Genomic DNA, 18,988 nt, shown 5'->3' with positions numbered 1-18,988 from the left:
GCGGTGATACCACTCACCTACCGGTCCGGTACCGCTCGCTGCGGTAGTCGCCTCGAACTGGTATTTTCCAGGCAGCACTGGGGGGTGCACATTGACTGCTACAGAAAATCGCGGACTGCGGTTCAACGTTCTTGGATCTTTGGAATGCCTGGCCGACGGAATTCGGATCAAGCTCGGCGGACCGCTGCAGGAGCGGATTTTGACGTCCCTGCTGCTGGAGTCCGGGCGGACGGTACCCATCGAGCGCCTCATCGAGACGGCGTGGGGAGAATCCTCACCCGATACCGCCAAACAGCAGGTCCGCAAAGCCATTGCTGATCTTCGACGGCGAATACCCCATGGTCCGGCGCTGATCGTGACCGAGGACGCGGGGTACCGCGTATCCGTGGAGCCGCTCCAGGTCGACCTGCGCCTCTTCTCCCGCCACGTCCGGGCAGCCGCTGCCGAGCGCTCCACGGGAGAACTCGGCGCGGCGGTCGGGGAACTGCGGAAGGCCCTCGCGCTGTGGCGGGGCCCGGTGCTGAACGGGACGGGTGGGCCGGTCCTCGACGCGGCGTCCACCATCCTGGAGGAACGACGGCTGGCCGCGGTGGAGGAGCTCTTCGCGCTCAGGCTCCAGCTGGGCGAGGACAGCGACATCGTCAGCGAGATACGCGAGTTCGCCGACGCCTACCCGCTGCGCGAGGGGCTGCGCGCCCAGCTGATGCTCGCCCTCTACCGTGCCGGACGGCAGGCCGAGGCGCTCCACGAGTACGCCGCCGTACGGGACTTACTGGCGGAGGAACTCGGGATCAGCCCCTGCCCGGACCTGGCCGGCCTGTTCGAGAAGATCCTGCGGGCCAGCCCCGAACTGGACACGCCCGCCCAAGCGCCGTCGCCCCCCTCGCCCCGCCCGTCCGACGGCGCGCGCGCCGCCGAGAGCGCCCCGTGCACCCTGCCGTACGAACTACCGGACTTCACCGGCCGTCACCTGGAGCTCAGGTACCTGCTCGACCGGGGCCAGGCGGGCGAGGGGGTGCGGATCGTCGCCGTCGACGGGATGGGCGGCGCCGGCAAGACCACCCTCATCGTGCGTGCGGCGCACCGCCTGGCCGCCTCGTACCCGGACGGGCAGCTCTACATCGACCTGCGCGGCTTCACCCCGGGGGAACGCCCGCTGGCCCCCGAGGAGGCGACGCGCATACTGCTGCGCGGCCTGGGGACACCCGACAGCGCCGTCCCCGATGACGCCGAGAGCCGTTTCGCGACGTGGCAGGCCGCCTCGGCCTCGCGGAAGCTGCTCCTGGTCCTCGACAACGCGGCCGAGGCCGCCCAGATACGCCCGCTCCTGCCCGTCACGTCCGAGTGCCTGGTCCTGGTGGCCAGCCGTTGCCGGCTGCTCGACCTCGACGGCGCCCACTGGATATCGCTGGGAACACTGCCGCCGCAGGACAGCGCGGCACTGCTCGCCCGCACGCTCGGCGAGGAACGCGTGGCCGCCGACCCGGAAGCCGCGAAGTCGCTGGCCGCGATGTGCGGGCACCTGCCGCTCGCACTGCGCATCGCCACCGCCCGGCTCCACAACCGCCCCCGCTGGACGCTGCAGTACTTCGTCGACCGGCTCCGCGAGGAGGACGCCCTGCTCACGGAGCTCCGCTCCACCGAACGCAGCGTCGCCACGACCATCCAGCTCTCCTACGAGGCCCTGGGCGAGGAGCACCGCCGGGCGTTCATGCTCCTCGGCGTGCACCCCGGGCCGAACTTCGACCCGCATGCGGCCGCGGCCCTCACGGACATGACGCCCAAGGACGCCGAGCAGATGCTGGAGGACCTGCTCGACTCGCAACTGCTGCAGCAACATGAGGCAGGGCGGTACTCCTTCCACGACCTCATCCGCAGCTTCGCCCGCAGCCTCTGGGACGAGTCCGTGCGGCACGAGAAGGACACCGCGGTCGGCCGGCTGCTGAACTACTACATGGGCGCGACCAACGAGGCGTGCCGGATCCTGTTTCCCGGACTGCGCCAGTGCGCGTCCGCTCCGACCGGCAACGCGCCGGGGCTGCCCGCGTTCGGCGACGCACAGACCGCCCGCCGGTGGTACGACCGGGAGAGCAGGGGCCTGCAGGCCGCCGTCCGGCTGGGCCAGAAGCACGACTTCCACCGCCTGGCCAGCTACCTGGCCAGGAACACGGTGCTCCACCTGCACGCGCAGGGAGCCATCCAGGACTTCCGGGAACTGGCGGAGGTCGCGGTGGCCGCGGCCCGCCGGGCGGCGGATACCCAGGCCCTGTGCCTGAGCCTGGCCAACCTGGCCTCGGCTCACCAGATTCTCGGCGAGTTCCGGTTGGCGACGGAGGTCGCGGAAGAAGGTCTGCGGGTGGCCGGTTCGCACGGGGACACCGTGAGCGAGGCGGCCTTCCTGGACCTGCTGGGCTGGGCGCACATCGTGCTCGGCAGCCTTTCCGAGGGATACGACCTCCTGGTGCGCGGAATCGGCCTGCACCGCGAATTCGGAACCCTCAGACGGGAATCCATCGCACTGTGCAATCTCAGCACCCTGCACCTGTGGCAGGGCCGGACCGCGGAAGCCATCGCCGCCGCCGAACGGGCCGTCATGCTCTGCCAGGAAGTCGGGGAGCAGGAACACGAAGTAGCCGCCCTCAACGACCTGGTCATAGCGCACCTGGACGGCGGCGACGACGCATCGGCACAGAGATACCTCGACCGGGCCCTGGCCCTCGGCGAGGACTCCGTGATGCCCAGGAACCGGGCCATGTCCCTGGCCCTGCGCGCGGTCCTCCACCAGCGGAACGGACAGGGCGACGAGGTGATGACGTACATCGATCAGGCACTCGCGCTGGTCAGCCCGCTGGGTACGGTGACCTGGCAGTGCGAGGTCGAGAACATCGCGGGACTGGTCCACCAGCTCGGCGGGAACCACGAGAAGGCGCTCGACCTGCACCGAAGTGCCCATCAGCGGGCACTGGGTATCGGATACCGCATGGGTGTGGCGCACGGACTGCACGGCATGGCAAAAGCCGAGAAATCGCTGGGAAAGCACGAAGTCGCCGGGCAGCACCTGCACAGCGCCGAAGAACTTTTCGCCGCCATGAAAATCCCCCGGGCCGTCCTGGGCTCGCCCGGCCGTGCGCCTGTGCGCTGCTCCCTTGGCTCTTTTTGCTGCAGCACACAGACACCCGGCATGATTCAGTTGACCGAGCCCGTTATTGGTGGCTAGTCCCCGGCCCCTCATTCGTGGCCAGAATGTGCACAGCCTTTCCGGCCCCGTCGGCCTCAAAGTTGTGCACCATCACTCCGGTACCGAGAGCAAAGGCCAAGGCGACAATGCCGATCAGGCCGGTCAGCTTACTGCGCATGATTCCCCCCTGGAATGCACGATCTCGCGAACAGAACAGATCGTCGCGGCACGACAGTCCGTTTCTGTTCCATCCGGATACCAACGCCGCCCCCGGGCCGGGAACACGTACCCCGCGCAGCGCACACCCCAGAAATGGATCTTGATTCACCCCACCGCCGGCCCCCTCCGCCCCTCCCCCGGAACACCCCCGACACGGCCCGCCACCAGCAAGACCCCACCCACCCGGACACCCACCCCGGGACACCGCGACCGCCGGCCCCCCTCCCGATCACGAACCGAGCCGAGGCGCCGACCACACCCCAGCCCCATCCGCTACCCTGTCTGGGACCGCCGCTCGCGACGGTCCGCTCTCTTGCCCGGAACCGGATGAACCCTCACGCAGAGTGTTCCTCCACGTTGCGCGCAAGTCCCCGCCTCCGTAGCTCAGGGGATAGAGCACCGCTCTCCTAAAGCGGGTGTCGCAGGTTCGAATCCTGCCGGGGGCACCATGCGCCGCGTATGCGGCGGGCACGACAAAGGCCCAGGTCAGCCGGTGAAGAACCGGGCGCCTGGGCCTCAATCGTTCTCAGGCCGCGATCACGCCGCCGAAGCCGCCGTGCCAGATCCGTGCCAGATCAGTTGATCTTGGCGCCGTCGGGCGACTCCCGATCCCTCTTCGGGCACTTCGCCTTCTTCGTCTGCTTCGACTTCCTGATCAGCCGATCGACGTGGTCCGCGATCTCCTGATCACGCCCGCCGACGAGGTGCTGGTAGACCATGGCGGCTCGTACGGTCGAGTGCCCCATGCGTGTCACCAGCTCCCGCGTGGTGGCGCCACCGGTCGCGCGAGGCTGTTGCCCGTGTGCCGGAGATCGCGGAAGTGGACTCCCTTCAGCCCGGCCCCCTTGAGCGCCGCCGCCCACGTGTCATGGAGGTTGTTCCGGCGCAGCCTGCTGCCCTTCGGACCGACGAACAGCAGTCCCGTCCGGCCGTCCTCCCCGAAGATCCGCATGTGTTCTTTGATCTCCGGAACGAGCGACGCGGGGAACGAGACGGTACGGACGCCGGCCTCACTCTTCGGCGCCTTGACCTCCAACTCCCCCGACTGAGGTTCTGCCTGGGCCCTGCGCACCTGGACGAAGCGCCCCTCCAGATCGATATCTCGGCGTTGCAGAGCAGCCAGCTCCCCGAACCGCATGCCCGTGAAGGCAGCCAGCAGCACCATCGCGCGGTAGCGCCCCGCGATCGCGCCGGCCACGGCGAACACCTCCTCGACCGTGAGAACGGGGAGGAGTTCCAACTCCCCGGGGATGACTTGGAGATCAGCTACCCGCTCTGACCGGCAGCGGGCGCGTGGCTCAAACTTTCTCTACGTCTTCAAGGCGACTCGCTCCGCTCACCGCGCGCAGGCCGGGCCTGCGCTCCTGCCTCCGCCCCGCTACAGCCCGGCCGACGCCCGTGCCGCGCTCACAGCGATCAGTGCCTAATGCCAGGCCAGGGCTGGCACTGAGACGGCTCAGCCACCCAGATCCCGGAACGCAGGCAATGAGGGCCTCGCAGATGCGGCGAAGCTTCTGCGCAGTGGCGTGCGCCAATGCTATCTTCAACACCCTTTGATGGCGGGAGTCCTTCAATGCCAAAAATGCCCAGTAACGCGCAGACCTTGATCCTCCGAATTTTTGACGCATGGAAAGAGGAGAACCTTCCTGCCGTTGACGGAGGAACTGCTTTTGAAGTCTTTTCTTCAGAGTTGGCGTTGCGGTCATTTGGGCTAGGGATTGAGGAAATCGAGGCAGGCATCGTCGGAGGAGGGCAGGACGGTGCGATCGACGCAGTCTATGTCTTTTTCGATGACGCACTGCTAGATGAGGACTCAGACGTCGTATCGAAAACGAGCCGTCCATCCGATTTTGGGCAAGACAGAAACTTGGAACTCTGGGTAGTCCAAGCGAAGAGAACACCTAGCTTTGCCGAGGATGTGGCAGAGAAGCTTGAGAACACAATGCGTCGACTGTTGGACCTGTCACTGTCCATCGAGTCCTTGTCTGTCCTGTACAATACGACACTCCTCACACGCTTTGGGATCTTCCGCGACGCATGGGAAAAACTCATCACCCGCCGACCCCGGATCAGCGTAAACGTCATTTACGCAACTCCGGGAGACTCCAGTAATATCACGCCGCAATTTGAGGCAAAACTGAACGCCTTGAGGCAAGTGATCATTTCTTCGGTTCCGGATGCACGCACAGCATCTGTGGAGCTTCTCGGCGACAAGGAACTTCTGGCGAGGTACAACGAACGCCCGCCATACACTCTTGCAATGAACTACCAGGAAAGTGCTACTAGTGGGGAGTCGCACGTAGCTATCGTGAAGTTGAGGGACTATTACGATCTCATTGTCGACGACAATGGCCGCCTTCGTCGACACCTCTTCGAATGGAACGTGAGGGATTACCAGGGGAGCGTCTCGGTGAATCAAGAGATTCGCCAGTCCCTTACGTCACCTGATAGCCCTGAGTTCTGGTGGCTAAACAACGGCGTCACCATCATTTGCAGCGATGCGACCAGCACGGCCAAAACATACTCGCTTTCGAACATTCAGATCGTAAACGGCTTGCAGACGAGCCACGAAATTTTCGAGTCACTCAGGGGCGGTGGTTCAGCGGAAGCCGGAGAACGCATGTTGCTGGTGCGGATTATCGTAACTGGCGATGCCGCAACGAGGGACCTGGTAATCAGGGCAACGAACCGGCAGACTGCAATTACGGATGCCTCCCTGCGTGCAACCGACGAAGTTCAGCGCAATATTGAAAATTACTTCTTGACCCAAGGATGGTACTACGACAGGAGAAAGGGCTACTACAAGAATGACGGAAAGGACCCCGCAAAGATTGTAAGCATTCAGTTCCTCGGGGCATCTGTCACCGCTATGGGTCTGGCGCGACCCGACAAATCACGCGGCAAGCCGTCCTCGCTGCTGAAGAATGACGAGGATTATCGACTCGTGTTCAATACGTCAATCGACCTTCAAGTCTACCTCTGGGCTGCCAAGCTTCAGCGTCAAGTGGATAGCTTCATCCTGTCTGAAGCTGCCGAAGCGAATGTGTCCCAGAAGAGCAACCTCAAGTTCCACCTGTCGATGCTTATCGTAGAACTTTTGAATGGCGCACCCATTCGACGGCCACAGCAACTTCGCGCACTATCCTCAGCGAACGCTGCGGTTGACGACGCCGTACTCAAGGATCTTTTCGAGAAGCTCAAGGAGTGGTCTAACGCTTACCTTCGGCGAGAAGGTGTCATCCTGGAGAGGGCAACGAAAGCTCAGCGGTTCAGTGAATATCTGCTGGACCGAGCACGAAATCTCCGGGAAAGCAACTCCTAGTTTTTGATCGCACGGTAGTCCGCTGGCTTAGCAACGCCGGGTTCCAAGGCTTGCGGGCTCTCCCGCCAGCGAGGCTTGCTCTGGTCGACGGCACCAGTAGCGTGGCTGAGGCCGGTGAGGGTGTAGCGAGGCGTACGCGTGCGTGATCGGGCGGCGAGCCCACCATCGTGGCTGCCTGTCGTCGGCTGCGGTTCCAACGGGGCGCATTGAAGGCGCCGACGTCAGTCGAGTGCGGCAGAGTCGGGCCGGTCCGAGGCCGCTCGACAGTAGTAGACGAGGACCACCAAGCGCGCGACCCTACCGCTTCTGAGCAGGGAAAACTCAGGTCATCAAGATCCCCGGCAAGACCCAGGGCAAGTCAGCGGTATACCGGTCTTCGGCACGTCCGGGCTGCGGCGCTGGGGCGCCGGTCCCGGCCGACCGAAGACCGTACTGCCGACTCGGCAGTGGCATTAGGCGGCCGGGGCATCCGGAGGAGCCGACTGGCCCTGATGGTCAGCATGTTCCGCCATCTCCATCGCCAAGCCCATGACGAGCAGGCGTGCCAGCATCTTTCCGGCCTCAGGCTGGATGGGCCCGAGGCACACCAAGCCGTCGCCGAAGACCGTCACGTCAGCCCTCAGACCGAGGAAGTCCGTCCCCAGGCCGGCGCTGTGAAGTTGTTCAGCCAGCGCGTCAGCGCCGCGCTTGGCTTCGGCCCAACCGCGTACGTACGGCATTGCAGGCGAAAGGTTCTCGGCTCGTTTGGCCACTACACGACTCGGGTCGGTCACGCCCACCACCTTCTCCTTGCTCTTGGTCAGTCCGTCTTGCGATTGCACGAGTCGCCTGCCTCTTCGGAACCACGGGAGCACAGCAAGGCCCGCCGCAGCAGCTCTGCCAGGCGCTCCGCCGTCTCCGGCGAGACACGGCCGAGTTCGATGAGGCCGTGGCCGAAGGCGTTCAGGTCGGCACGGAGGTAGGGGAATTCGCGGGCCATGCCTGCCGCGGTCAGCACGTCCCGCAGGGCCGTGGTGGCGTTGCGGGCCGCGTACCACTCGTCCGTCTCCAGGGGGGACCAGCGGGCCGCATCCTCGGGATCTTCCTCACTGGGCACGGTCGCTCACCCGCTCAGAATCCTCGGGCCCGGCCGCTCCGGGGCTCGGGTACTGCACGCCATAGCGGTCTGCTCGTTCGATCAAGGCTGCGGCGGCCGCGAACATCACCGCTAACGACGCCGTGCGCAGCGGGGATGCCTCGGGCCGGCGAATGGGCGCGCGTAGCCACTGGTGGCGGTCATCGGCCATCGGCATCGGCCCGGGTACGACGACGAAGGAGCCGGCGTCGAGGTAGCGGTACTCGGGCGGGGTTGCCGTTTCCAGGGACAGGAGGCGCGTGAAGCGGGCCCGCGACTTGGACGACAGAAGGAACCCGATCTGCTTTGCGCGACGGTCCATCATGACCGGACCGAGCGGCATTTCGCGACGTACCAACTGGTCGAAGGTCTCCATGCCCAACCGCTGGCTCATGACCACCACATCGAAGAGGCGCCCGGTCGGCAGCGTGTATGGGCGCCTGGGGTCATCCGCCCAATGAGCCCGGCACATCACTGGATCGTCGGCGACAGCGGACAGCCACTGAATACCTCGCCTCGTCATCCTCTGCACGTCATCCCACCTCGGTCGGCAACTGCGGCGGCTCGTCTGCCGCGGTGCAACCAGACTCCTGCGTGAGGCCCTGAGCTGGGCAGATGACGACAGGTGACGGGGGATGACGGGCACTGCACGATCGCGTCATCCCCCGTCAGGGTCTGAACCGCGGGCAATCCACCGGAGTCGCCACGCGGCCCGTATCAGGTCCCTAGATTCAGGGGGAGGAACGGGCATCGCCCACGCCCTCCGGGGAGGCGATCACCACGGAATCGACGCCGACGTCGTTCGGTTCTCTCCTGTTGCGGGCCCGGAAGAGCCGCGGTTGGAGTCAGGCTCGGCTGGTCCATGAACTGCGCCAAGTCGCCACTCGCCATGGCCAGTCACTCCCGGCCGACGCGAGCGTGAAGCGACGGATCGCCAGTTGGGAGAACGGCCACAGCGCTCCGGATGAGTTTTACGGCCCGGTGGTGTGCGAAACCCTGGGGATGTCGTCTGCTGAACTGGGGCTGGGCCACCTCACCGGCCGGGACTCCGCCCTTCTGGACGCCGGCTACCCCGCCAGCCCTGACGCTGCCATTGCGAACGTGGACCGCCTCTGGCGGGCGGACCTGAACGGCTATGACCCCCTGCTTCAGGCCCAGGCGTCCCAGCCCGCGTGGAGTGAAGCGTCGTTACGGTGGCTTGTTGCTCCGGAGGCAGCATTGCCCAAGGCACTGGGTGATCGAGGGCCGCGTGTGGGCCTCGCCGATGTCGCGGTGATCAAGTCGACCTGCGACATGTTCGCCCAGCTCGATGACCGGTTCGGCGGAGACCACGCTCGGCAGTCCGTGATCCAGTACCTCAGCCGGGAGGTAGCGCCGCTGCTCTCCGGCCGGTACACCGAGTCGGTTGGCCGCGCTCTCTTTTCGACCGTCGCTGAAGCCACCCTGCTGGCTGGTTGGATGTCGCACGACGCTTGTCAGCACGGGCTGGCACAGCGGTACTTTCTCCAGGCCCTCAGGCTCGCCCAAGACGGCAACGATCGGCGCCTTGCCGGCAGCATCCTGTCCGCGATGAGCCACCAGGCCACGTTTCTGGGCCAGTTCACCCACGGTGCCACTCTCGCTCGCGCGGCCCTGATGGGCATCTCTGCTGTTGCCACTCCGACCCTGCGAGCGCAGTTCCACGCGATGGAGGCTCGGGCGCTGGCGCGCACCGGAGACCGGCACGCGTGCGAAAGTGCGCTCGCCGCAGCCGCCAAGGCGCTGGAGAGTTGCAATGCGGACGACGAGCCAGAGTGGATCACCTACTTCGACGCTGCCGAACTGGCGGCGGAGTCTGCCCACTGCTTCCGCGACGTGCGCAGCGCGCGTCAGGCCGTCTCCCATGCGGAGAATGCAATGAGCGGCAGCCACGTCCGCAGTGATTTCTTCGCCACCATGGTCCTGGCCGACGCCCACCTCCACGCCGGCGACGTCGAGGAAGCTTGCAACGTCGCGCTGGACGCCCTTGATCTCGGGGAACAGCTCAAGTCCGCCCGATGCGTCGCCTACCTCGCGGAGTTCCGCCAACACCTCGCGGTGTCAGGGTCTACCGCCGTCGTACGCGAGCTCCACGACCAGGCCACGGAACACCGTTTGTGGATCGCAAGCGGGCAAGCTCTGACGACCTCGTAGCCGTCGGGTCAGAAGGGGCTCCAGTCCCGGCGGCTTCCCCCGGTACGGAGCGCCTGCATCCGGCGGCTGAACTCGGCGGCAGACTTCTCGCTGCTGCCGACCTGCTGGCCCATCCACAGCACCATCATCAGCTCACGGACATCCGCCAGCACCGAGTAGCCGGGCCAGTTCATGATGTCGAACCCGTAGTGGTGGACGAAGCCTTCGTAGTCGCTCCGGCCATGCCAACCGAAACGGTCGTAGTAGATCGCCGTAAGGATCAGGTCCCACTCCCGCGGGGCCAGGCAGACACCGTCCAGGTCGATCAGGAGGGGCTGCCCGCTGCGGTCCCGTAGGACGTTGCCGATATTGGCGTCACCGTGGATCAGGCCGTACGGCAGAACGAAGTCCAGCCGGTCGTACTCCTTGTGCAATCGTCGGGCCCGCTGCTCCAGGAACACCGCGTCATCCGGCGAGACGCCATCAAGGGCTTCAAAGGAGGACCACACCTTGGCGAACGGGTCGAAGTACGGCAGGCGGAGCGACTGCGGCTCCTCAAGCCAGTGGAATCGGCGCAACAGGTCCGCCAGCTCGGTCACGGTCGCGTACTCCTCGCGGTCCTGGACGCTCTCCCAGAACGTGACGACCCTGCCGCCGGCCGACAGCGGCTGGCGCACTCCGCGTAGCACTCTCGTCGCAGGAAAGTCCTGCGCCTCAAGCCAGCGGGCGACCCCTACGGCCCGTTCCATCTCTGCGGCCGCATCTGGATCACGCGCGATGCGAACGATCACCGGGGCGGACGACAGTCGGTAGACGGCATTCGAGCCGAGTCGCAACAGCTCCGCTCCGGACGCATCGATCCGGGCCTCTGCGCACGCTTCGTGGAGCACGGGCTCCACGCCCTCTGCCGTGAAATCCCGCGGTGCGTCTGGACTCGTGCCGGGGTCCGAGATCATGCGATCGACCGTACCCGGCCGTGCCAGATCCGTGCCAGATGGCAGGGATACCGGCGGACAGCGACAGTCATCAGCGGGCCGTCGGCTCGGTGGCCCAGCAGGCTGGGACCGGCCCAGGTCAGCCCCCGGATCACCGGAGCACCCTCCTAAAGCGGGTGTCGCAGGTTCGAATCCTGCCGGGGGCACCACACGCCGCGTATGCGGCGGGCACGACGAAGGCCCAGGTCGGCCGGTGAAGAACCGGACGCCTGGGCCTTGATCGTTCTCGAGCCGGGATCACGCCGCCGTGCCAGATCCGTGCCAGATCAGTTGATCTTGTCGCCGTCGGGTGACTCCCGATCCCCCTTGGGGCGCTTCGCCTTCTTCGTCTGCTTCGACTTCCTGATCAGCCGATCGACGTGGTCCGCGATCTCCTGATCACGCCCGCCGACGAGGTGCTGGTAGACCATGGCGGCCCGCACGGTCGAGTGCCCCCTACGCGTCATCAGCTCCCGCGTGGTGGCGCCACCGGTCGCGGCCAGGCTGTTGCCCGTGTGCCGCAGATCGTGGAAATGGACTCCCTTGTTTGCGGTTCCTCCGCTGCAGGGACGTCAAGGTGCAGACCAAGCTCAGGCACGAAGCTGGGAACCCGCGTGGCGACAACTGACGAGGAAAACACAGCTGGGCTCACCCTGGCGACGGCATGCGTCTTCGGCATGGTGATCACCGCCTGTGATGTTGGCTGGTCCAGCCGTCACTGTTAAGCAAGCAACCGCCACCTCCATGGTCCCCCAGGCTGTCCTGCAGCTTGGTGGCCGGCAACCTCGGGGTTGGGAGAGAACCCTGCTGAGGATGCGGAAGCAACACACGCAGACCGGCACGGCCAGCCAGCTGTCCCTTATGAAGCCGTCCGGCGCAGGTCGAGCATCATCACGTCGTGCACGTCCGCTCCCTCCCACGGACGTGCCTCGCCGATCTTTCGATAGCCCCACGCCCGGTATGCCGCCTGCGCCGCCTTGCTGTCCGGGTGAACGTTGAGCAGCACGCGCTCGGCCTCGGTGCCGGCGAGCAAGGTCTCGTGCAGTCGGCCGGCGATGCCCTGCCCGCGCCACGGTCCACGTACGGCGATCTCCATAAGACCGAAGGTCCGGCGCCCGTCCTCGCGGCGCATGTCGTCGGGTATTGGTTGGGTGAGTTGATCCCACCACCCCGTTTTGGGCCCAAGCGGGTAGCCGTACGCCATACCGACCGGCCCGCCGTCCCCGGTGCGAGCCAGGGCGCTGCGGAAAGTGCGTTTGCGGGTCTGCGAGCGGAAGCGCCGAAAGGAGTCCGCGACGTCGTGCTCGGCCTCGTTGTAGGGCGGCTCGGCGAACGCCTCGGCGTAGACGAGCCTGAACGCGTCTTCGGCCTGCGCGGCGGCCGGCCCGTCCAGGTACTCGACGCTGATGGATTCCTGCTGCGTCACGCGGTACCCCCTCGGACGGTCTCACGGATGCGCTCGCCACACTCGCGAGCCGCCGTGCTGTCAACTCGGCGAGCGGCTCGCTGAAACTCTCGGATCTTGCCCAGCAACCGCGGAGAAGCAATGCCCCCGTACCCGTCGAGGACGGCGCTCATCTCCCCACACGCGTCGTCTACTTCCCCGGCATCGAGGAGTACACCCGCCAGTTTCACGCGGTAAGAGACACTGTTGCGGGCAAGATCGCCGCCAATGCCTCGCACGGCGGCGCGCAGGAACGGCACGGCGCGTTTGGGTTGCGCAGCACGCACGTACATGTCGGCCGTGGCGTAGTCGACCTCGAACGGACCGGCGAACTGCGCCCAGTTGGGCACCTCCGTTTCCGTGTCAGCGCGCCCCTGGTATGTCACGGCACGACTCAGGGCACGGCGCGCCCCTGATAGGTCTCCGGCATGAGTAGCGACATTGGCGTCACGCAACGCGATCACGAGGTGCACTGTGTGCCCGGCGCCCGCACTAGTGGCGAGGCGGTAGGCGTACTCGACCGCACTTGCGGCTTCCCACCCCCGCCCAGCCTTGATCGCGAGGAGCACGAGGGTCTCCAGTACAGAAACCTGTAGGAGCGGGTTGTCGACGAGCTGCGCCGCCGCGAGAGCCTCGATACATGCTGCACGGCCCTCGCCGATCAGGCCGCCGTCATAGCCGTACCAGGCCCGGTGACCGTGCAGTTCAGCGAGCATGGTCTGGAGTTCACGTCCGATGCGAGAGGTGTACGAGGCGGCGCCGAGGACGCTGGTGATCTCGCCTTCGATGCGGCGCGCCTCCACCATCGCCGGCACGCTGCCTTCCGTGTGGTCCGTCTGATAGAGGCCGTCCAACCGCGTGCGCAGCTGGCCGAGGTCGGCCGTGCCAATGCGCGGGCCTGGCCTGGTAGGGAGGAAGGCTCCCGCGGCCAGGGCACCGGTATCAGCGACGAACGTTCTCCTCTTCACTCCTCCAGCGTCGCTGATGGGCGCCGCAACCGTCATGCGATGTCCGGGAACGTCGAATCCCATCTCGGCCAAAGGCACTCCGAGCATGGCTTCCAATACAACCTGCTGGCTCGGGTGGGGCAACGGCGGCGGTGTCTCGCGCTCCCAACGCCGCAGCTGCCGCACGCTGAGCGAGGCGTCGATACCGAGCCGTGCGGCTTCGTCCATGAACGCCACCACGAACGACTGCTGCGTGTGGCCCGCTGCCTGTCGTAAGCCCGCCAGTCCGTTCGTGACCTTGCCCGCCATGCGCTTCCCCTCGCCATCGCGGATTGTCCTCACACCGTAGCGAGTTGGCCGTATGGCGTGATGGAAAACGTCCGCCTAAACGTCCGGTCGCGCATCACCCGCACCTCCTGCTGGGGCGATGCACTGGGGGCACGCAACAACAGCCCGTCTTCCCCTATTGATCAGGAGGACAAACGATGAGTGCCTCGCGACCGAGTCAACCGCAGATCCCGTTGGCCCTCTTGGACCTCAAGAGAAGGCACCAAGCAGCCCAAGAACAGGCCGCACCGCCGGCCCATGAAGCCGATCAGATCGCGCTGCGTGAGGTCGAGGACAAAGCCACCGAGACGCTTCGGCAGATCATCGCCGCACACGGGTGGACCGGTCGCTCGCTGGTGGGCGAAATCGGAGCCGCTGCGGCCTGGTGGATCGCCCAGCACGCCACCGCCAATCCCGAGTTTCAGCAACACGCCCTTGCCCTGGTCGAGGGGGCCGTACACGTCGGCGAGGCGACCCCGAAGCAGGTCGCCTACCTCACCGACCGGCGCCGCATCATCGCCGGCCAGCCGCAGCTCTACGGCACGCAATTCAGCTACATGCAGACCGGAACCCCGGTCCCGTACGCCATTGACGACCCCGACGAGCTCGACGCCCGCCGAGCCGAGATGGGCCTCGAACCCTTCGACGTGTTCGAAGTGCTCATCCGGACTCTGTACCCCCCACTCGAACCTCCCACCGCGGAAAGCACCGCCTGCTGATCGAAGAGGCCGGGCTCGAACCCGGATGCTCTGCAACTCAATCTCTTGGGGGCGCACGTTGATTGCATCGAAATTCGCGACCGAGTCCAAGACTGCGGCCTGCTACCTGGATGTGGCAGCCAACGCGCATGGGGAGGAGAAGGGTTACCTCGCGTACCAGGCACTACAGCGAGTTGAGAGGAACTGTCCTCGGCTGGTGGAAATCGGACCGGGCGGAGGCTCGGCCGTCACCTTCTTGGCCTCTCGGATCGCCGCCGGCGGGCACGGGCACCGGAACGTGGACCTCACCCTCGTTGAAGTGCCTGGCGTGGTCTCAACGTCGCTCAACCAGGCGATGGAGGAATTCGGCAAGGTCGGCACATGCGACCTGGTGACCGGCTTTGCGCAGGACATCGGGACGCTGGTCACTGAGCCTGTAGACGTGATCAGCGCCTCGGCCCTCATGCACGAGGTGTACAGCTACGGCGGCGGATATGCCGGCCTGCACTCGATGATCCGGACGATCCCCACCGTGCTGAGGGAAGGTGGCCTGTTCGCCTACCGCGACGTATATGCGGTAGACGGTGGGTCCCTGCACGATCGTGCGGTGCAGACTTACGGGGCGCAATCCTGGGTGCAATTCCTCCGGATGTTCCTGCCGCAGTACCTCCGCGAAGGGACGCACCCCTACCACGGAGAACACGACGAGGTGATCGTTCGACAGGATTCACGCATCGTCCCCGTGGACGAAGTCACCAACGGTACCCACGTGTTCATCTCCGCACCGATCGGGATCTTCCGTGAGGTGCAACGCCACTACATCACGCTGCGGGATCATGTCTGGCGTTCCGGGGTGCTCGGTTTCGTTCCGTTCCTCGACGGACAGTTGGCCTCGGACTGGATCGATGCCAAGACCGGACACAAACGGGTCCACTACCGTTTGACGGATACGGACTGGCTCCCGATCTCCCAGAAGGCAATGATGCTCGCACTGAGCGAGCGATACGCCGACCACTACACCGTGGATGGGGACATCTTCGATCAGTGCACCGATATTGCGCTCTCACAATTCCTCGCGTCGGCGGAAGTCGGTGAGGGAGAGTGTCAAGGAGTCTGGGAGCACTGGAACACCCGCGAGGGACGCGAGACCTACGCGTACATGACGGTCGACACTCTGCTGGCGACGTTCGCCATCAGCTCCACCGAGTCCAACCAGGACAACCGAACCGTACTGATGCCCGTCCAGGTGGAAGACGTGATCCAGCGCGATCGGAGCTACTACAACCGCTATCTTCGGCGCGCGTTACCCAATCCCTTGCGGGACGCGAAGCAACTCGTGCTGTTCTCGAACATCCCTCTCACGGACACGGACGCCCTACAGTCCGCCATGCACTCCGTACAGCAGTGGTGCAGCAGGACGAACCTTGCCCGCATGTACTCGGCGGTCAACACGGGAGGATGACCACATGACCGACACCATCGAGGTAGAGCGGAAGCGAGAGCTTCCGGACGACGGAAGCAACATCACTCCCTTACTCGCTGAGCTTGGCTACGTGGCGGAAGCGCCCGTGACCGAGATCGACACTTACTACAGCCGCCCCGACGTCGACTACATGAAGACGGTCGAGTGCCTGCGAGTCCGGCGACGAGGCGACTTCGCAGAGATCACCTACAAGCCTGCGTCCACCCCGACAACACACGGCCGTGACGACGTGGTGTCCAAGGTTGAGACGAACGTCATCCTGCGCGAGGGCGAGCAGGCACCCACGGCCGAGAGGCTGCTGACCTCCATCGGAATGCGTGAGCTGGTCCGCGTCGAGAAGACCCGCACCAGCTACCGCCACCCGTACACCCCCGGCGTCACGGTCAGCATCGACACCGTCAGCGGCGTCGGCACCTTCGTTGAAACGGAGGTCAACCGGCCCACGGCCGCCGGCGCTGCCGAACTCGTCGAGGACATCGAAAAGCGCCTCGGTATCGTCGGCCACCCCACGGTTGCGCTCCCCTACCGCGACTTGGTCCTCGGGCAGCGCGCCTAGCTCCGCCTCACAACGCAAAAGCGGGGCTGAAGCCTCGGGCGGTCCCCCTGACGAACCACGATGCGTCGGGTGCACGTGAATGGCGCCGCCGGCCAAGGCCGACGGCGCCTCTCGGTCCGAGGGACTGCGGTCCGTCCTTCGGGGTCCTCGGCGCTGTCACTGCCCGGTGGTCGCTCACCGAGCGGCGCCGCCCCGCCTCAGCAGCACGGACGCCGTACACATGCCGTACACGTGAGGCCAACTAAGGCCGGGATACCGAGGGAAAAGGAAAGATGCGTTTCCCCAGGTCAATCGGCCTTCTCGCCGCGTTTACGCAGGTCAGGCTCCCTGATCGGAACTAGTTCCTAAAGCGGGTGTCGCAGGTTCGAATCCTGCCGGGGCACCATGCGCCGCGTATGCGGTGAGTACGACGAAGGCCCAGGTCAGCCGGCGAGGAACCGGATGCCTGGGCCTCATTCGTTCTCGGCTTCGGGGCACGTCGCCGAAGGCAGAGGTGCGCGTGTCCGCGGCGGCGGTCGGCGCGGAGCGGGGGGTGGGCCATCTTCCCGCGTTCCGCCGCCAGTTGGCCCCGCTCCGGGCAGGGCTCGTTCTTCCGGGCGGGGGCGGCGCTCGTAGGGCATGACGGCGGGTGCCGGATCGCCTCTCGCCGTCTCGTGCCGTATCCCGTGGCGGCCTCGTCGCGCAGGGCGGACAGTGGGATACGAGGGGCAACCGGGAAGCGAGATGATCATGGACCGTTACCCGCCCATCGCCGACCACGGCCTTGTCGGTGACCTGCAGACCGCTGCTCTGGTGTCGTCCCAGGGGGTCGTCGACTGGTTCGCGGCTCCCCGGTTCGACTCGCCCAGCGTCTTCGCCGCCCTGCTCGACCACGACCGCGGCGGCTACTTCCTGTTCGCGCCGGAGAGCCGGGCCACCACCTGCAAGCAGCTGTACTACCCCGACACCGCGGTGCTGGTCACGCGGTTCATGTCGCCGGACGGGGTCGGCGAGGTCTTCGACTGCATGCCACCGGATCGCACCGGTGTCCCCACGGACCGGCATGTGCTGATACGCGGCGTGCGGGCGGTGCGCGGAACGGTGCACTTCTCGTTGGAGTGCCGTCCGCGCTTCGACTACGGCCGGGCCACCCACGATCTGGAGCTGCAGGACGGTACCGCCACGTTCCGGGCACCGGGCATCACCGGCTGTCTGCAGAGCACCTTCCCCCTGCAGCAGGACGGCACGGACGTGCGGGGTGAGGTGACCTTGCGGGCGGGTGAGGTGGCCGCGGCGGTCTTCACCGTCGACGGGCCCGATGCCGGCACCCCGCCGCCGCTCACCCCGGAAAGGGCGATGACGCAGTTCTGGGACGTGGTGGATTTCTGGCAGCGCTGGGTGCGCTCCTCGCGGTACCGCGGCCGGTGGCCCGGTGTGGTGCACCGCTCGGCCATCACGCTCAAGCTGCTCACCTACGCGCCCACAGGTGCGCCCGTCGCCGCCGCGACCATGGGTCTGCCCGAGCAGATCGGGGGCGAACGCAACTGGGACTACCGCTACACCTGGGTCCGCGACGGCTCCCTGTCCGTGCGCGCCCTGCTCGACCTGGGCTTCGCCGAGGAGGCGACGCAGTTCACGCACTGGCTGAGCGACCGCCTCCAGGCCCGGGAGGGCGTCGACGGCGAGCCGCTGCAGATCATGTACCGCGTCGACGGGGACCCCGAGCTGCGGGAAGAGGTGCTCTCGCACTTCGAGGGCTATCGGGGTTCGTATCCGGTGCGAGCCGGGAACGCGGCGGCCGACCAGCTGCAGCTGGACATCTACGGGGAGGCGCTCTACGCCCTGTCGGAGGGACACGACATCACCGTGGGAGGCAGCTACCACAGCTGGAAGAACCTCGCGCGGACGCTGGACCGGCTCGCCGACTCCTGGGACCGTCCCGACGAGGGCATCTGGGAGACCCGTGGTGGGCGCCAGGACTTCACCTTCAGCCGGGTGATGGTGTGGGTGGCCCTCGACCGGGGGCTGCGCCTGGCGAGGGAGTACAGCCGGCCCGCCGACGCTCCCGGCTGGACCGCGGCGCGCGACGCGATCCTCGAACAGGTGATGCAGCAGGGCTGGAACGAGCAGGAGCAGGCCCTCGTCCAGCACTACGGAAGCGAGGTCCTCGACGCCTCGCTGCTGCTCATTCCGCGCGTCGGGTTCCTGGCACCCAGGACGCTGAGCTGGCTCTCCACCCTGGACGCGATGGAACGCACGCTGGTGTCGGACAGCCTCGTCTACCGCTACGACCCCGCGGCCTCCCCGGACGGTCTGCAGGGCTCCGAAGGCACGTTCAGCCTCTGCACCTTCCTCTATGTGGACGCTCTCGCCCGCGCCGGGCGGATCCGTCCGGCGCGCTACGCCTTCGAGAAGATGCAGACCTACGCGAACCACGTCGGCCTGTTCGCCGAGGAGATCGGCCCCAGCGGCGAGCAGTTGGGCAACTTCCCGCAGGCTTTCACCCATCTCTCGCTGATCATGGCCGCCACCACCCTGGACGACGCCCTCGACCGGCAGCGGGACTGAGGACCTCGGTCCCGCCTGCCCCGGGGAG

General features: G+C 66.2%; 16 protein-coding genes and 2 tRNA genes. 9 read left to right on the top strand and 9 right to left on the bottom strand.

The window, feature by feature from the left end:
• Positions 1-199: 199 nt before the first annotated feature.
• A complete protein-coding gene (locus SL103_RS03050; RefSeq protein WP_244303830.1) occupies positions 200-3,217 on the top strand; it encodes an AfsR/SARP family transcriptional regulator in 3,018 nt (1,005 codons plus the stop codon).
• A gap of 553 nt (positions 3,218-3,770) precedes the next feature.
• Positions 3,771-3,846, top strand: a tRNA-Arg gene (locus SL103_RS03045).
• A gap of 126 nt (positions 3,847-3,972) precedes the next feature.
• Here SL103_RS03045 and SL103_RS38495 read toward each other — a convergent pair.
• Positions 3,973-4,143: an integrase gene (locus SL103_RS38495; protein WP_244303829.1), complete on the bottom strand. Its 171-nt coding sequence runs from the start codon at positions 4,141-4,143 to the stop codon at positions 3,973-3,975.
• A gap of 5 nt (positions 4,144-4,148) precedes the next feature.
• Positions 4,149-4,637 (bottom strand): site-specific integrase, encoded by a 489-nt coding sequence (locus SL103_RS03040; RefSeq protein WP_069567188.1) that lies wholly within the window; start codon positions 4,635-4,637, stop codon positions 4,149-4,151.
• A 342-nt stretch (positions 4,638-4,979) separates the two neighbouring features.
• On the opposite strand from SL103_RS03040, the gene SL103_RS35715 reads away from it, so the two are divergent.
• Complete coding sequence (locus SL103_RS35715) at positions 4,980-6,719, top strand: AIPR family protein (RefSeq protein WP_164492747.1); 1,740 nt, start codon at positions 4,980-4,982, stop codon at positions 6,717-6,719.
• A gap of 452 nt (positions 6,720-7,171) precedes the next feature.
• Here the strand turns inward: SL103_RS35715 and SL103_RS03035 are convergent, their stop codons facing one another.
• Genes SL103_RS03035 through SL103_RS03025 form a run of 3 tightly spaced genes read right to left on the bottom strand, consistent with a single transcriptional unit; the run spans position 7,172 to position 8,356 of the window.
• Positions 7,172-7,540: a hypothetical protein gene (locus SL103_RS03035; protein WP_244303828.1), complete on the bottom strand. Its 369-nt coding sequence runs from the start codon at positions 7,538-7,540 to the stop codon at positions 7,172-7,174.
• On the bottom strand, positions 7,519-7,815 hold the full coding sequence (locus tag SL103_RS03030) for a hypothetical protein (protein WP_069567186.1): 297 nt from the start codon (positions 7,813-7,815) through the stop codon (positions 7,519-7,521). The genes SL103_RS03035 and SL103_RS03030 overlap by 22 nt, the downstream gene beginning before the upstream one ends.
• A complete protein-coding gene (locus SL103_RS03025) occupies positions 7,805-8,356 on the bottom strand; it encodes a bifunctional DNA primase/polymerase (RefSeq protein WP_432215387.1) in 552 nt (183 codons plus the stop codon). Before SL103_RS03025 ends, SL103_RS03030 begins: the two co-directional genes overlap by 11 nt.
• A gap of 395 nt (positions 8,357-8,751) precedes the next feature.
• Here SL103_RS03025 and SL103_RS03020 point away from each other — a divergent pair, with 395 nt between their 5' ends.
• A complete protein-coding gene (locus SL103_RS03020; RefSeq protein ID WP_208869809.1) occupies positions 8,752-10,005 on the top strand; it encodes a hypothetical protein in 1,254 nt (417 codons plus the stop codon).
• A gap of 8 nt (positions 10,006-10,013) precedes the next feature.
• On the opposite strand, the gene SL103_RS03015 is transcribed toward SL103_RS03020, so the two are convergent.
• The gene (locus tag SL103_RS03015; protein ID WP_069567183.1) at positions 10,014-10,940 is read right to left on the bottom strand and encodes an aminoglycoside phosphotransferase family protein; all 927 of its coding nucleotides are present in this window, start codon (positions 10,938-10,940) and stop codon (positions 10,014-10,016) included.
• A 121-nt stretch (positions 10,941-11,061) separates the two neighbouring features.
• Here SL103_RS03015 and SL103_RS03010 point away from each other — a divergent pair.
• Positions 11,062-11,128 (top strand) — tRNA-OTHER (locus SL103_RS03010).
• Between the two features lie 117 nt (positions 11,129-11,245).
• On the opposite strand, the gene SL103_RS35710 is transcribed toward SL103_RS03010, so the two are convergent.
• The 3 genes from SL103_RS35710 to SL103_RS03000 form a co-directional block, all read right to left on the bottom strand.
• Complete coding sequence (locus SL103_RS35710; protein ID WP_347877831.1) at positions 11,246-11,425, bottom strand: integrase; 180 nt, start codon at positions 11,423-11,425, stop codon at positions 11,246-11,248.
• 392 nt (positions 11,426-11,817) lie between these two features.
• Entirely contained in the window at positions 11,818-12,384 is a 567-nt protein-coding gene (locus tag SL103_RS03005; protein WP_069567182.1) for a GNAT family N-acetyltransferase, read from the bottom strand.
• Positions 12,381-13,658: a hypothetical protein gene (locus tag SL103_RS03000; RefSeq protein WP_069567181.1), complete on the bottom strand. Its 1,278-nt coding sequence runs from the start codon at positions 13,656-13,658 to the stop codon at positions 12,381-12,383. Before SL103_RS03000 ends, SL103_RS03005 begins: the two co-directional genes overlap by 4 nt.
• Positions 13,659-13,879: 221 nt before the next feature.
• Between SL103_RS03000 and SL103_RS02995 the strand changes: the two genes are divergently transcribed.
• The 4 genes from SL103_RS02995 (at position 13,880) to SL103_RS02980 (ending at position 18,960) form a co-directional block, all read left to right on the top strand.
• Positions 13,880-14,395, top strand: a complete 516-nt coding sequence (locus SL103_RS02995) for a DUF6624 domain-containing protein (protein WP_164492746.1) — start codon at positions 13,880-13,882, stop codon at positions 14,393-14,395.
• A gap of 196 nt (positions 14,396-14,591) precedes the next feature.
• Positions 14,592-15,836, top strand: coding sequence for a hypothetical protein (locus SL103_RS02990; protein WP_208869807.1), 1,245 nt, complete (start codon positions 14,592-14,594; stop codon positions 15,834-15,836).
• A 4-nt stretch (positions 15,837-15,840) separates the two neighbouring features.
• The gene (gene cyaB / locus SL103_RS02985; RefSeq protein WP_069567178.1) at positions 15,841-16,413 is read left to right on the top strand and encodes a class IV adenylate cyclase; all 573 of its coding nucleotides are present in this window, start codon (positions 15,841-15,843) and stop codon (positions 16,411-16,413) included.
• A gap of 729 nt (positions 16,414-17,142) precedes the next feature.
• Positions 17,143-18,960, top strand: coding sequence for a glycoside hydrolase family 15 protein (locus tag SL103_RS02980; protein WP_069573330.1), 1,818 nt, complete (start codon positions 17,143-17,145; stop codon positions 18,958-18,960).
• Positions 18,961-18,988: the final 28 nt, after the last annotated feature.

Origin of the sequence: Streptomyces lydicus (assembly GCF_001729485.1) — a bacterium.
Lineage (GTDB): Bacteria > Actinomycetota > Actinomycetes > Streptomycetales > Streptomycetaceae > Streptomyces > Streptomyces lydicus_D.
Note: the sequence above shows the minus strand (reverse complement) of the source record. Positions and strands in the feature narration are given on the sequence as shown.

What these genes read in the sequence shown, in the direction of transcription:
- SL103_RS38495 (WP_244303829.1), bottom strand. Translation starts at nt 4,143, where the DNA reads ATGGGGCACTCGACCGTACGAGCCGCCATGGTCTACCAGCACCTCGTC.
- SL103_RS35715 (WP_164492747.1), top strand. Translation starts at nt 4,980, where the DNA reads ATGCCCAGTAACGCGCAGACCTTGATCCTCCGAATTTTTGACGCATGG.
- SL103_RS03025 (WP_432215387.1), bottom strand. Translation starts at nt 8,356, where the DNA reads ATGACGAGGCGAGGTATTCAGTGGCTGTCCGCTGTCGCCGACGATCCA.
- SL103_RS03015 (WP_069567183.1), bottom strand. Translation starts at nt 10,940, where the DNA reads ATGATCTCGGACCCCGGCACGAGTCCAGACGCACCGCGGGATTTCACG.
- SL103_RS35710 (WP_347877831.1), bottom strand. Translation starts at nt 11,425, where the DNA reads ATGACGCGTAGGGGGCACTCGACCGTGCGGGCCGCCATGGTCTACCAG.
- SL103_RS03000 (WP_069567181.1), bottom strand. Translation starts at nt 13,658, where the DNA reads ATGGCGGGCAAGGTCACGAACGGACTGGCGGGCTTACGACAGGCAGCG.
- cyaB (WP_069567178.1), top strand. Translation starts at nt 15,841, where the DNA reads ATGACCGACACCATCGAGGTAGAGCGGAAGCGAGAGCTTCCGGACGAC.
- SL103_RS02980 (WP_069573330.1), top strand. Translation starts at nt 17,143, where the DNA reads ATGGACCGTTACCCGCCCATCGCCGACCACGGCCTTGTCGGTGACCTG.